The following is a 13,493-nucleotide window of genomic DNA, read 5'->3' as shown; positions in this document are numbered from 1 at the left end:
AAACAGGGCGTCACACAGTTGCGTCGTCGGCCTCGACCTGGGCGGGCGCGCCGAGGGCCTCGCGGTAGCGCGCGATGACGAGATCGACGAGGGATGCCGGGGGCTCGTCGTCGTCGAGCAGGGGACGGGCGACGGGATCGGGCTGCGAGAGCCGCACGGCGAGATCGTCGAAGTAGCCGGGGGCGAGAAGGTAGTTCGCGACCACGACCCGCGACGCGGTGGTGCGCGCGGCGGAGACCGCGGCGCCCACGCGGGGATCCGTCGCCGCGAGGAAGCCCGTCGTGACCGGGCGCCCGAGCCGGGCCGCCAGCATGTCGGCCGTCGTGCGGCAGTCGTCGTTGGCGCGCTCGTCGCTGGAGCCGGCCACGGCCAGCACCACGGCGTCCTCGGGATGCGGTGCGAGCGGCGCGAGTCGCGCGGCGAGGGCCTCGACGAGACGCGCGTCGGGGCCGAGAGCCTTCGCGATCGTCACGCCCGAGCGCCCGGCGGTCTGCTCGATGAGGTCGATGCGCACGTGGTAGCCCGCAGACAGCAGGAGCGGAACGATGACCACCGGCTGCCCCGGCGGCAGGGCGTCGAGGGATGCCGGAACGTCGGGCTGCTGGACGTCGACGTGTCCGAGCCGGACGGTGACATCGGGAAGACGTGCCGCGACGGCATCCACCAGCGCGGCGACGGCCGCCTGACCTGCCGGCGAAGACGTGCCGTGCGAGATCGCGAGAAGGGCCGGGATGCTGCTCATCCCGGCCCATTCTGCCGCACGGTCCCGGCCGTGCGACCCGTGTGTCACGTGCTGTCACACGTGCGCGTGACGGCAGCCCCGCTCGCGGTGGTGCGGGTGGTGGTCGAATCGCGGACCGTCGTGCGGTGCGCGGTGCATGTGCCCGCCGTGGCCGCGGTGCCCTGCGCCGTATTCGCGCTCGCCGCGGTGCTCGCCACGTGTGTGACGTTCGTGGTGGTGGCGGCGGTCTTTGCGGCGGCGGCGCGCGAGGAGCTCCGAGACGGCGGACTCGAGCGCGGTGAGGCGCTCGGCGATGTCGTCCAGGGTGGCGGCGGGGCGGAGATCTTCGGAGGACTCGCCCGGGAAGGTGTCGTTGTCTGTCATGTGATGGATGTCTTTCGTCGAGGCGGCGGCGGTGTGCCGTCAGAGATACATGCTGTATTGCATGCATATGTAGTGTGACATGCACTCGCGAAACTTGTCAACACACATGTAAATTCGACGCATGGCCGACGCCCCGAACGACCCCGCGGACGCGATCGCGGATGCGCTCGCGCGGCTCCGCTCCAAGCGTGGTCCGCGCCCGCCCGGAGCCGGGCCTCAGCCGCTGCACGGTCCGCACCCGCATTCCGCCGACGAGCACCGCGGCCGTGGCCACCACGAGCACCACCACGGGCGCGGCGGCGGACCGTGGGCCGGAGGCCCTCGGCTCGGCGGACCCGCACGGCTGCGCATGCTGGAGGCGCTCGCCGCGGCATCCGGTGGGCTGTCGATCAGCGCGATCGCCGACGCGGTCGGGGTCGACCAGCCCCGGGCCTCGCGGCTCGTGCAGCAGTCGGTCGAGCTGGGGCTCGTGATGCGCGAGGCCGACCCCGACGACGCGCGGCGCACGCTCGTCGCCTTGACCGATCAGGGCCGGAGTGCGGTCCGCGGCTTCCGCGGCGAGCGGCGCTCGTCGGTCGCCGCCGCGCTGGAGTCCTTCACCGATGCGGAGCGTACGGAGCTCGCCCGACTTCTCGCCAAGCTGGCCGACGGGTGGCCGGTCTGACCCCTGCGCCGAAGGGCGTGCGCAGCGGCGGGGCCCACCGATACCGTGAAAGGCGTCCGATCAGCGAAGGGTGTCGCCATGTCCGCCGGTTCCGCAGAAGAGACCGACCGCTCCACCGGTGAGCGGCGCACGTCGATCGAGCCGTGGGTCTTCTGGCCCGCGGCGGTCATCGTGCTGGGGTTCAGCGCGTTCGCCCTCTTGCTGCCGTCGGTGGCCGAGCAGGTGTTCGGGGCGGTCCAGTCCTCGATCGTCAACGCGTTCAACTGGTACTACGTGCTGATCGCCGCGTTCTTCGTCGCGTTCTGCCTCTTCCTCGGTTTCAGCCGCTTCGGCGACATCCGCCTCGGCAAGGACGACGACAAGCCCGAGTTCCGCCTCGGCTCCTGGTTCGCGCTGCTGTTCGCCGCGGGCATGGGCATCGGACTGGTCTTCTACGGGGTGAGCGAACCGCTCAGCCACTTCGTCAGTCCCCGACCGGGCGTGACGGGCACGCCCGAGCAGCTCGCCCAGCAGGCGCTCACCCAGACCTACCTGCACTGGGGCGTCCAGGCATGGTCGATCTACGTGGTGGTGGGGCTCGGCCTGGCCTACGCGATCCACCGCCGAGGACGGCCGATCTCGATCCGGTGGACACTGGAACCGCTGCTCGGTCGCCGCGTCAAGGGCGCCTGGGGCAATGTCATCGACGCCGTCGCGCTCGCCGGCACGCTGTTCGGCGTCGCGACCTCGCTCGGACTCGGCGTCCTGCAGATCAGCGCCGGGCTCGGGTCGGCAGGTATCGCGGAGCCGAACCCGGCGACCCAGGTGGTGCTGATCCTGATCATCACCGTCTTCGTCCTGGCGTCTGTGCTGTCGGGGCTGACCAAGGGCATGAAGTGGCTGTCGACGATCAACCTGGTCCTCGCCGGCATCCTCGTGCTCCTTCTGCTGGTGCTCGGTCCGACCGAGTTCCTGCTGCGCGAGTGGGTGCAGTCGATCGGGGCGTACATCCAGAACTTCGTGGGGCTGTCCTTCAACGTGAGCGCGTTCCAGGGCGGCGACGGCGAGCAGTGGCAGGCGTCGTGGACGTCCTTCTACTGGGGGTGGTGGATCTCGTGGGCGCCCTTCGTCGGCATCTTCATCGCCCGCGTCTCTCGCGGGCGCACGGTGCGCGAGTTCGTGATGGGCGTCATCATCGTGCCGACGCTGATCGGGATCCTCTGGTTCGCGGTCCTGGGTGGTTCGGCGCTCTACCGCGAGCTCAGCGAGCCGGGATCCATGACGACGGCCGAGGGCACCGTCGACCTGCAGGGCGCCCTCTTCCAGTTGATCGAGGGGATGCCGGGGGGCACCGTCCTCACGATCGGCGTGATCCTGCTGATCACGATCTTCTTCATCACCTCGTCGGACTCCGGCGCCCTGGTGATGGGGATGATCGCCACCGGCGGGCAGATCAATCCGCGCAAGTGGGTGCGCACGTTCTTCGTGCTGGTCACCGCCGTGCTGGCGATCTCCCTGCTCCTCGCGGGTGGACTCACCGCCCTGCAGACCGCGGCGATCATCATCGCCCTGCCGTTCAGCCTGGTGATGCTCGCGATGTGCTGGGCCACCGTGCTGGCGTTCAGCCGGGAGCGGCGGGCCTACCTGCGCGCGCAGCGGGCCCAGTTCGTCGATCGGATCGGCGAGTACTACGGCCTCGAAGTCGACGAACCCGAGCGGGCCCGGGGCGGCTGGTTCCGCCGCCGCCGCTCGCGACCCGTCGAGGCGCCCGCCGCCTCGACCGGTCCGCTGCGCCCTGCTCTCACTCACGTGGACGACGAGCGGATGCCGCGACGGGCGTCCTCGCGTGCGTTGACCGTCGAGAACGCCGACCCGGCCGGCGTGTCCACGGACGACGTGGACGATCTCGTCGACCACGACCCCCGGGCGTCGGGGGATGTGGACGCGGTCCCCGACCGGCGGCACGATGACGACGGGCGCGACCCGCTGCACTGACACCCGGACCCCGCCCGCCGCCACCGCCCGGGGTGGTCAGTCGATGACGGCCTGCTTCGCCTTGACGGGCAGCATGAGGAGCAGGCCCGCCAGCAGCACGAGCACGATCCCGAGGATGCCGAGGCGCGTGTTCCCGGAGATCGCCACGAACAGTGCGAACAGTCCGGGGGCGAGGAACGACACCGCACGCCCCGTCGTGGCGTAGAGGCCGAAGATCTCGCCCTCCCGCCCCTCGGGGGTGATGCGGGCGAGGAAGGAGCGGCTGGCGGACTGGATCGGTCCGACGAAGGCGGTGAGGAAGAGCCCCGCGATCCAGAATCCGATCTGGGCCGTGCCGATGAAGAGCACCGCGGTGCCGGCGGCGATGAGGCCGAGCAGCGACACGATGATCACGTTCTTGGGGCCGAACCGGTCGTCGAGGCGGCCGGCGAGGATCGTCGAGATGCCCGCGACGACGTTCGCCGCGACCGCGAAGTACAGCACCTCGGACGATGAGAATCCGAACACCTGCGCGGCGATGATCGCGCCGAAGGTGAACACCCCGGCGAGCCCGTCGCGGAAGACGGCGCTGGCGAACAGGAACATCAGCACCTGGCGGTTTCCGCGCCAGAGCTTCGTGATCGTGGCCCACAGCACGGCGTACGAGCGGAAGAAGCCCACGCGCACCCGGCGCTCGCGTGCCGGCACCTCGGGCACGCGGAGAAGCACCGGGATCGCGAAGATCCCGAACCACACCGCCGACGTGAGCACCGCGAGGCGGATGTGCAGCCCGCCGTCGGTCGGGATGCCGAGCACCCCCGCGCGCCCCTCGGCCCCGAAGCTCTGGATGAAGAGCACCAGCAGGATCAGCAGCAGGACGATGCCGCCCACGTAGCCCATGCCCCAGCCGAAGCCCGACACGCGGCCCATGTTCTCGCGGTCCGAGACCTGCACGAGCATGGCGTTGTAGTTCACGCCCGCGAACTCGAAGAAGACGTTGCCGACGGCCAGCAGGGTCGCGCCGAGGATGAGGTATGCCGGCGTGCCCTCGACGAAGAACATCGCGGCCATCGCCAGCACGACGACGGCGGTGTTGACCCCCAGCCAGAACTTGCGCCGGCCGGTGCCGTCGGAGCGCTGCCCCAGCACGGGCGCGAGCGCGGCGATGAGGATGCCGGCGATCATGAGCGCCCAGCCGACGACGCTGGCGTTGTCGGCCAGCGCGCGCTCCAGTGCCGGGTCGCGCTCGCTGCCGGCGGCCGCCTCGACGATCGCGGGGTCGACGAAGAGCGTCGAGGCGAGATAGGTCGAGAACACGAACGTCGTCACGACGGCGTTGAACGCCGCCGATCCCCAGTCCCACAGCGCCCAGGCGAGCACGCCCCGGCGACCGGCGCGCGCGTTCGTGGGGGGAGTGATCTCCGACTCGGGTGCGGGCTGATGCGGCAGCGGCATGTCGGTCACGGTAGGACCTCTCGGTGAACGGCGGGTTCCGCCACGGGGCCGCGGCATCGCGGCGTGCGGTCAGGCTATCGCGAGCGTGGCTCTCTGCCGCGAACCGTCGCGGGCGACCCGCGGCGGCGCGACCGCGGTGCCATGACGAGCACATGTCCGTGCATGTGGAACGCGTCGAGCTGGCCGGTATCGGCATCCGCCATGACATCGAGACGGATGCCGGGCGCCGCATCTCCGTGGTGACCTTCCGCGAGGGCGGGCGCGAACTCGCCGTCTCGGACGACGAGGATCCGGACCGCGCGGCGATGACCGTCTCGCTCGCCGACGACGAGGCCACCGCGCTGTCGGAGGTGTCGGCGGATCGCTCATCCTCACCCAGATCGCGCAGCTGCGCGAACAGGTCGACGGGCTCTCGACCGAGCAGATCCCGGTGCCCGCCGACTCGCCGTTCGCGGGTCGGGCGCTCGGCGACACGAAGGCGCGCACCCGGACGCGATCTTCGATCGTGGCGATCGTGCGCGACGCCGGCGTGCTGCCCGCCCCGGGTCCGGATGATCTGCTGCGGGCCGGCGACACCCTGGTCGCCGTCGGCACCCGCGAAGGACTGGACGCGCTGGTGCGCATCATCGGCGGGAGCTGACCGGCGATGGACCACGGGGCGCTCGTGCTCATCGAGATCGGCGCGCTCCTGCTCGGCATCGCCCTGCTCGGGCGCCTCGCCGCGCGACTGGGCATCTCGCCGATCCCGCTGATCCTCCTCGGCGGGCTGGCGTTTGGCGAGGGCGGCCTGCTGCCGGTGGCGGCCGGGGCCGAGTTCATCGAGATCGGCGCCGAGATCGGCATCATCCTGCTGCTGGTGATGCTGGGGCTCGAATACACCGCACGCGAGCTCGTGACGAACCTCCACGCTGCGCGCAGGGACGGCGTCCTCGACATGCTGCTCAACGCCGTGCCCGGTGCGCTGCTGGCGCTCGCCCTGGGCTGGGGACCGGTCGCGGCGGTCGCGCTGGCGGGCATCACGTGGATCTCGTCCTCGGGCGTCATCGCCAAGATGGTGCAGGACCTCGGGCGCCTCACCAACCGCGAGACACCGGTCATCCTGTCGATCCTCGTCATCGAGGACCTCGCGATGGCGTTCTACCTGCCCATCCTCACCGCGGTCCTCGTCGGCGCCGGGTTCGCCGCCGGTCTGGTCACGGTGGTGATCGCGCTCGCCGCGGTGGTGCTCATCCTGTACGTCGCGCTGCGTCACGGCCACCTCGTGTCGCGGCTGGTGTGGTCGAAGAACGCCGAAGTGCTGCTGCTGTCGGTGCTCGGGCTGACGCTACTGGTCGCGGGTCTCGCCGCGGGGGCGAGCGTGTCGTCCGCGGTGGGGGCTTTCCTGGTCGGCATCGCCATCTCCGGTCCCGTCGCCGCGCACGCCGCGCGGCTGCTCACGCCCCTGCGCGACCTGTTCGCGTCGGTCTTCTTCCTGTTCTCGGCCTGTCCACCGACCCACGGGATCTCGTTCCGATGCTCGTCCCGGCCATTCTGCTGGCCGTCGTGACCATCGCCACCAAGGTGCTCACCGGGTACCTCGCCGCCCGGCGCGCCGGTATCGGCGAGGCCGGTCGCTGGCGGGCGGGCTTCGCGCTCACGCCCCGAGGGGAGTTCTCCATCGTCATCGCCGGCCTCGCCGTCGCCGCCGGCGTGGACCGCTCGCTGGCTGCCCTCGCCACCGCCTACGTCCTCATCACGATCATCGCCGGGCCGCTCCTGTCGCGCCTGCCCGACACACGTGCGTTCGCCGCGTGGACGAAGCGGCGGCAAGCGGAACGGCGATGGCGCCAGAAGGCCGCGACGGCCTGAGAAGTTGAGTCTTCTCATATCAAGTTCATTTGACACGTGCAGGAGCGCGGAGTACGGTTGAGCCATCGCGACTCAAGATCGCGAGAAGGCTTCTGATCAACCGGGCCGCGGCATCCGTCCGCGCCCACACGAAGGAGAGAACACATGGCACGTGCTGTTGGAATCGACCTCGGTACGACGAACTCCGTCGTCGCAGTGCTCGAGGGCGGCGAGCCCAAGGTCATCGCGAACGCCGAGGGCTTCCGCACCACCCCCTCGGTGGTGGCCTACACGAAGGACGGCGAGGTGCTCGTCGGCGAGACCGCCAAGCGCCAGGCCGTCACCAACGTCGACCGCACCGTCTCGAGCGTCAAGCGCCACATGGGCACCGACTGGGGCTTCGACGTCGACGGGAAGAAGTGGACGCCGCAGGAGATCTCGGCACGCATCCTGCAGAAGCTCAAGCGCGACGCCGAGCAGTACCTCGGCGACACGGTGACGGATGCCGTCATCACGGTCCCCGCCTACTTCAACGACGCCGAGCGTCAGGCCACGAAGGAGGCCGGCGAGATCTCGGGCCTCAACGTCCTGCGCATCATCAACGAGCCGACGGCCGCGGCCCTCGCCTACGGCCTCGACAAGGGCAAGGAGGACGAGCTCATCCTCGTCTTCGACCTCGGCGGCGGAACCTTCGACGTGTCGCTGCTCGAGGTGGGCAAGGACGACGACTTCTCGACCATCCAGGTGCGCTCCACCGCCGGTGACAACCGCCTCGGCGGCGACGACTGGGACCAGCGGGTCGTCGACTACCTCATCAAGCAGTTCAAGGACACCACCGGTGTCGACGTCTCGGGCGACAAGATCGCGCTCCAGCGGCTGAAGGAGGCCGCGGAGCAGGCGAAGAAGGAGCTCTCGAGCTCGACGTCCGCCTCGATCAACCTCCCGTACCTGTCGCTGACCGATTCGGGCCCGGTGTCGCTGAGCGAGACCCTTTCCCGCGCCAAGTTCGAGGACCTCACCAAGGACCTCCTCGACCGCACCAAGAAGCCCTTCGAGGACGTCATCCGCGAGGCCGGCATCAAGGTCGGCGACATCGACCACGTCGTGCTCGTCGGCGGATCGACCCGTATGCCCGCGGTGAGCGAGCTCGTCAAGAAGGAGACCGGCGGCAAGGAGCCCAACAAGGGCGTCAACCCGGACGAGGTGGTCGCCGTCGGCGCCGCTCTGCAGGCCGGCGTGCTGCGCGGTGAGCGCAAGGACGTGCTGCTGATCGACGTCACCCCCCTGAGCCTCGGTATCGAGACCAAGGGCGGCATCATGACGAAGCTCATCGAGCGCAACACCGCCATCCCGACCAAGCGCAGCGAGACCTTCACCACGGCCGACGACAACCAGCCGTCCGTCGCGATCCAGGTCTTCCAGGGCGAGCGGGAGTTCACCCGCGACAACAAGCCGCTCGGAACCTTCGAGCTGACCGGCATCGCCCCCGCGCCCCGCGGCATCCCGCAGGTCGAGGTCACCTTCGACATCGACGCGAACGGCATCGTGCACGTCTCGGCGAAGGACAAGGGCACCGGCAAGGAGCAGTCGATGACCATCACGGGCGGCTCGTCGCTTCCCAAGGAGGACATCGAGCGCATGGTGCGCGAGGCCGAGGAGCACGCGGCCGAGGACAAGAAGCGCCGTGAGGCCGCCGAGGTGCGCAACCAGGCCGAGACCCTGTCGTACTCGATCGACAAGCTCATCCAGGAGAACGCCGACAAGCTGCCCGAGGATGTCAAGTCCGACGTGCAGGCCGATGTCGACGCGCTCAAGACGGCGCTCGCCGGCGACGACGACGACGCGGTCAAGACCGCGTACGACAAGCTCAACCAGAGCCAGCAGAAGCTCGGCGAGGCCATCTACGCGGCCGGTCAGGCCGAGCAGCAGGCCCAGCCCGCCGGCGACCAGCCGGCCGAGGGCGGCGAGCAGCCGGCATCCGATGAGGACGTCATCGACGCCGAGGTCGTCGACGACGAGGACGAGAAGAAGTAACCATGGCCGACAAGGACTTCGAAGAGCCGCAGGACGCCTCGGCGCCCGAGCCCGAAGAAGGCCAGTCCAGCCAGCCGGGGCCGGAGGAGCAGTCCTCCGGCCCCGCGCCGCAGGACGGCACGGCGGGTGAGGGCGATGCCGCGGGCGAGGACGAGGAGCTGACCGTCGACGACATCCTCGGTGCGTCGCAGAACGCGGATGCCGCAGCCGAAGACGCGGTGATCGCCGATCTCGAGAGCGCACTGCTCACCGACCTCAAGCGGCTCCAGGCCGAGTACGCCAACTACCGGCGTCGCACCGAGGAGCAGCGGGAGGTCGAGATCGAGCGCGCCAAGGGCTCGGTGGCCAAGGGCCTGCTGCCCGTGCTCGACGACCTCGACCGCGCCGAGAAGCACGGCGACCTCGTCGAGGGCAGCCCCTTCGTCGCGATCGCCGAGAAGCTGCGCGGCGTCGCCGAGCGGATGGGCCTGGCGACGTACGGCGAGGCCGGCGAGGCGTTCGACCCCCAGCAGCACGAGGCCATCTTCCAGGCGCCCACTCCCGGGACGACCGAGCCCACCATCCTCGAGGTCGTCGAGATCGGCTACCGCCTGGGCTCGGTGGAGCTGCGCCCCGCGAAGGTCGTCGTGGCCGTGCCCGCAGACCCTTCGTCTGGCTCAGGGGCCGGTTAAGCAGAGATGGCCAGTCAGGACTGGTTCGATAAGGACTTCTACAAGATCCTCGGGGTGTCGAAGGATGTCACCGACGCCGATCTGAAGAAGACCTATCGCAAGCTCGCCCGCAAGTACCACCCGGACTCCAACGCCGGCGACACGGCCGCCGAGGCGAAGTTCAAGGAGGTCAGCGAGGCGTACTCGGTGCTCAGCGACGCCGAGCAGCGGCAGGAGTACGACCAGATCCGTGCCATGGGCTCCGGCGCCCGCTTCACGGCGGGCGGTCAGAGCGCCGGCGGGTTCGAGGACGTCTTCAGCGCCTTCCAGCAGGGTCGCGGGGGCCGGTACCAGGCGCAGGACTTCGAGGACATCTTCTCGATGTTCAACCAGCAGCCCGGCGGCGGCTTCGGCTCGGGACGCTTCGGGCAGCCCACCGGCGGCTTCCGCGGATACGGCGGCCCTTCCCGAGGAGCCGACGTCACCGCGAGGACGACCCTGGACTTCACCACGGCGGCGAAGGGCGAGACCATCACCCTGCAGGGCGAAGAGGGCAAGCCCTTCAAGGTGAAGATCCCCGCCGGGGTCGCCGACGGGCAGAAGATCCGCCTGCGAGGCCGCGGCCGTCCGTCTCCGGACGGCGGTGAGGCCGGCGACATCGTCGTGCAGGTGGCGGTGCGTCCGCATCCCGTCTTCACGCGCGACGGGGTGAACCTGCGTGTCGCCGTGCCGGTGACGTTCACCGAGGCGGCGCTCGGCGCGACCATCGAGGTCCCGACGCTCGGGGGCGACCCGGTGAAGCTGCGCGTGGCCCCCGGCACGCCCTCGGGTCGGGTCCTGCGCGTCAAGGGCCGCGGCATCCAGACCAGCAAGGCGACCGGCGATCTGCTGGCCGAAGTGCAGGTCGCCGTGCCGGCGCACCTCGACGATGCCGCACGCGAGGCGCTCGAGCGGTACCACGAGCTGGAGCCCAAGGAGAATCCCCGCGCAGACCTCATGGCGAAGGCGCGCGGCTAGACGAACGAGGCAGGTGAGCAGACGTGACCGAGCGAGGCGACATCGACGAGGACGCGCCGATCTTCGCGATCGCCGCAGCCGCCGAGCTGTCGGGGATGCACCCGCAGACCCTGCGCCAGTACGACCGGCTCGGGCTCGTGGTTCCCGAACGCACGCAAGGCGGGTCGCGCCGGTACTCGCTGCGCCACGTCGAGCAGCTCCGCGAGGTGGCCCGCCTGTCGTCCGACGGGATGAGCCTGCCCGCGATCGCGCGGCTGGTCACCCTCGAACAGCGGGTGCACGACCTGTCGCGGCGGGTGCGCGACCTCGAGCAGCAGCTGGCGATCGAGCGGCAGTCCCGGCCGGGCGCCCGGGTGTTCGCCGCCGGCGCGACCGGGTCGGTGGTGACGCTCCGTCACGGAACACGCGTGCGCCGCGCGACCGAGATCGTCGTGTGGCGACCCCGTCATGCGCTCAGCCCCGACGGCGGCGACGACTCGGCGCCCGGCGAGGGTCGCCCCTCCTGACCAGAGCGGCGAGCACCGGCATCCGTCAGTCGTGGGATCCGCCGCCGGGGTCGCCGTCGACGCCGCGGTGGGCGCGGAAGCGCAGCCAGTCCTCGCGGGACTGTGCCGCGTACGCGAAGGCCCACTCGACCAGCGCCTCGTCGGCGACCCGGCCGCCGCCGAGGTAGCCCGACACGCGCCCCGCGTGCGGGGACTGCCCGTGCGCGCGGGCCAGGGTGGCCGCGCACGCGTCGGCGTACCAGTGGAACGGCCCGTCCTCGAGCGCGTCGACCTCGAATCCGCCCTTCTTGTCGTGGAACTGCCGCACATAGAAGGAGCGGTCCGGCCCGCCCTCGGCGGGCGTGCCGGTCAGGTGGCCGAGGAAGGGATCCGACACGGCCTGCAGGATGCGCTGCATCGCCACCACGCGCCCGCCGTCGCCGAAGCGCTCGATGTACCGGGTGACCGACTCGGGCTGCTCGACCTCGCCGTACTGGATGAGCACACTGGGGCCCGCCTCCTTCGCCTGCAGGAGCAGGGCGTTGTCGTCGCCGTCCTGCATCGCGATGAGGTAGCAGCGCGTGCCGACGCTGCCGACGCCCACCACCCGACGCACGATGTCGGCGAGCTGGTACTTCTGCAGCAGCGCGCGGATGTCGATGTTCGCGGACTGCAGGTACACCTCGAGCACCTCGAGCACGCGCCGTTCGATCGCCGGGTCGACATGCGTCATCGTCGGCGGCTGCTCGACGAACACGCGCCGCCCCGTGTCGTCGCACTCCGTCAGACGGCGCACCGCCCGCGCCGCCGTCCGCTTGTCGGCCGCGCGGACCGCCTCCCTCAGCGCAGCCCGCGTGCGGCGATCCACCGCCCGGCCGGCGGCATCCGCGTCGAAGCGGTCGTAGTACCGGTCGAGCGGGCTCCGGCGTACGCCCGCCCCGAGCGACCGCGCGTAGGTGCGCACGGCGTCGAGGGCGGCGTCCCGGATCACCCTCTCGTCGCGCGACGTCGACTGCCCGGCGACGACGACGCTGGTCACGAGGCGCTTGAGGTCCCACTCCCACGGCGCCCACGCCGCTTCGTCGAAGTCGTTGAGGTCGAACACGAGCGTCCGCTGCGGCGAGGCGTACAGCCCGAAGTTCGACACGTGGGCGTCGCCGCACGATCCGACGAGGATGCCGGTGTGCGCGGTGCGCGCCAGATCGGCGGCCATGAGCGCGGCCGTGCCGCGGTAGAACGCGAAGGGGCTCTCGGCCATGCGCGCGGTGCGGATCGGCACCAGCTCGGGAACGCGCCCCGCGTCCTGCGCGTCGAGGATCCCCATCGGGTCGCGCGGTCCTTCCGGCATGGCCGAAAGGGATTCGCGGGGGATGTCGCGGCGCACCGCGCGCCCCTCGTCGCGCTGCTGCCGGATGCCGACCGGGGCCTCCCATGCCGCCGCGAGCGGCCGGAGCGAGGGAGCGTTCATGCGCTCAGTGTGGCACTGCGGGCGGGGTGGAGCGCTACCCTCTGAGCGTGCGCACCACATCGTCCTCGCCGGGCCTTCGATCATGACGCTCGAGCGGTGGGAGAAGGTCACGTCGTGGCCGCTGATCATCGCGTCGGTGCTGTTCGTCGTGGCGTACTCCTGGCAGGTGATCGCCGACCTCGATGGGTCCCCGTTCGTCTGGGTGCGCGCGGTGATGGTGGCCACGTGGGTCTTCTTCGCCGTCGACTACGTCGTGCGCCTCTCGCTGGCCCGACCCCGAGGTGTCTGGTTCCGGAGGCACCTGTTCGACCTGGCGGTCGTCGTGATCCCGGCGATGCGACCCCTGCGGCTGCTGAAGGCGCTGACGGTGATCGGCGCGCTGCAGCGGACGGTGGGTGCACGGCTGCGCAGCAGCCTGACCATCTACGGTGCCGGCGCCGCGCTGGTGCTCATCTGGATCGCTGCTCTGGCGGTGCTCGACGCCGAGCGCCGCGCGGACGGGGCGAACATCGTCGATTTCGGGGATGCCGTGTGGTGGGCGTTCGTCACGATCACGACCGTCGGCTACGGCGACTTCTACCCGGTGACCGCGGGCGGGCGCATCGTGGCGGTGCTTCTCATGTGCGGAGGCGTCGCCGTGCTCGGCGTCGTCACGGCCACGCTGTCGTCGTGGGTCATCGAGAAGGTCGCCGTCAAGGCCTCCGGAGATGAGACCCAGGCGGCGACGCGCGGTCAGGTGCGAGACCTGTCGCGGCAGGTCGCCGAGCTCACCGCGCGTCTGGGCGAGGGCCCGGCCGATCCGGCTCCGTGAGCCGTACCGGCGCCGTGCCCGCGC

General features: G+C 70.7%; 12 protein-coding genes and 2 pseudogenes. 10 read left to right on the top strand and 4 right to left on the bottom strand.

Going from position 1 to position 13,493, the window contains the following annotated elements:
• Positions 1-10: 10 nt before the first annotated feature.
• Together NFR93_RS10125 and NFR93_RS10120 are read right to left on the bottom strand one after the other, a co-directional pair.
• Positions 11-742, bottom strand: a complete 732-nt coding sequence (locus tag NFR93_RS10125; RefSeq protein WP_251452882.1) for a sirohydrochlorin chelatase — start codon at positions 740-742, stop codon at positions 11-13.
• A gap of 54 nt (positions 743-796) precedes the next feature.
• On the bottom strand, positions 797-1,105 hold the full coding sequence (locus NFR93_RS10120) for a hypothetical protein (protein ID WP_251452880.1): 309 nt from the start codon (positions 1,103-1,105) through the stop codon (positions 797-799).
• 121 nt (positions 1,106-1,226) lie between these two features.
• Between NFR93_RS10120 and NFR93_RS10115 the strand changes: the two genes are divergently transcribed.
• Both NFR93_RS10115 and NFR93_RS10110 read left to right on the top strand, forming a co-directional pair.
• The gene (locus tag NFR93_RS10115) at positions 1,227-1,769 is read left to right on the top strand and encodes a MarR family winged helix-turn-helix transcriptional regulator (RefSeq protein WP_251452878.1); all 543 of its coding nucleotides are present in this window, start codon (positions 1,227-1,229) and stop codon (positions 1,767-1,769) included.
• Between the two features lie 78 nt (positions 1,770-1,847).
• Positions 1,848-3,743 (top strand): BCCT family transporter, encoded by a 1,896-nt coding sequence (locus tag NFR93_RS10110; protein ID WP_251452876.1) that lies wholly within the window; start codon positions 1,848-1,850, stop codon positions 3,741-3,743.
• A 36-nt stretch (positions 3,744-3,779) separates the two neighbouring features.
• On the opposite strand, the gene NFR93_RS10105 is transcribed toward NFR93_RS10110, so the two are convergent.
• Entirely contained in the window at positions 3,780-5,177 is a 1,398-nt protein-coding gene (locus NFR93_RS10105) for an MFS transporter (protein ID WP_251452874.1), read from the bottom strand.
• A 152-nt stretch (positions 5,178-5,329) separates the two neighbouring features.
• Here NFR93_RS10105 and NFR93_RS16105 point away from each other — a divergent pair.
• The 7 genes and pseudogenes from NFR93_RS16105 to NFR93_RS10075 form a co-directional block, all read left to right on the top strand.
• Positions 5,330-5,470 (top strand): annotated as a pseudogene (locus tag NFR93_RS16105) (cation:proton antiporter regulatory subunit); the annotation flags it as partial.
• A 137-nt stretch (positions 5,471-5,607) separates the two neighbouring features.
• A complete protein-coding gene (locus NFR93_RS10100) occupies positions 5,608-5,817 on the top strand; it encodes a cation:proton antiporter regulatory subunit (RefSeq protein ID WP_251452872.1) in 210 nt (69 codons plus the stop codon).
• A 6-nt stretch (positions 5,818-5,823) separates the two neighbouring features.
• A pseudogene (locus tag NFR93_RS10095) lies at positions 5,824-7,025 on the top strand (cation:proton antiporter).
• Positions 7,026-7,169: 144 nt separating this feature from the next.
• Positions 7,170-9,038, top strand: coding sequence for a molecular chaperone DnaK (dnaK, locus tag NFR93_RS10090; RefSeq protein ID WP_251452870.1), 1,869 nt, complete (start codon positions 7,170-7,172; stop codon positions 9,036-9,038).
• A gap of 2 nt (positions 9,039-9,040) precedes the next feature.
• Positions 9,041-9,709 (top strand): nucleotide exchange factor GrpE, encoded by a 669-nt coding sequence (locus tag NFR93_RS10085; RefSeq protein WP_251452855.1) that lies wholly within the window; start codon positions 9,041-9,043, stop codon positions 9,707-9,709.
• 6 nt (positions 9,710-9,715) lie between these two features.
• The gene (locus NFR93_RS10080) at positions 9,716-10,705 is read left to right on the top strand and encodes a DnaJ C-terminal domain-containing protein (protein WP_251452853.1); all 990 of its coding nucleotides are present in this window, start codon (positions 9,716-9,718) and stop codon (positions 10,703-10,705) included.
• A gap of 23 nt (positions 10,706-10,728) precedes the next feature.
• Positions 10,729-11,211, top strand: coding sequence for a heat shock protein transcriptional repressor HspR (locus tag NFR93_RS10075; RefSeq protein ID WP_251452845.1), 483 nt, complete (start codon positions 10,729-10,731; stop codon positions 11,209-11,211).
• Between the two features lie 25 nt (positions 11,212-11,236).
• On the opposite strand, the gene NFR93_RS10070 is transcribed toward NFR93_RS10075, so the two are convergent.
• The gene (locus NFR93_RS10070; protein ID WP_251452844.1) at positions 11,237-12,658 is read right to left on the bottom strand and encodes a DUF2252 domain-containing protein; all 1,422 of its coding nucleotides are present in this window, start codon (positions 12,656-12,658) and stop codon (positions 11,237-11,239) included.
• A gap of 82 nt (positions 12,659-12,740) precedes the next feature.
• Between NFR93_RS10070 and NFR93_RS10065 the strand changes: the two genes are divergently transcribed.
• Positions 12,741-13,469, top strand: coding sequence for a potassium channel family protein (locus tag NFR93_RS10065; protein WP_251452842.1), 729 nt, complete (start codon positions 12,741-12,743; stop codon positions 13,467-13,469).
• Positions 13,470-13,493 lie beyond the last annotated feature (24 nt).

The sequence above is a fragment of the Microbacterium sp. Marseille-Q6648 genome (genome assembly GCF_943181415.1).
Classification (GTDB): domain Bacteria; phylum Actinomycetota; class Actinomycetes; order Actinomycetales; family Microbacteriaceae; genus Microbacterium.
This window is presented reverse-complemented; position numbering and strand designations above follow the sequence as displayed.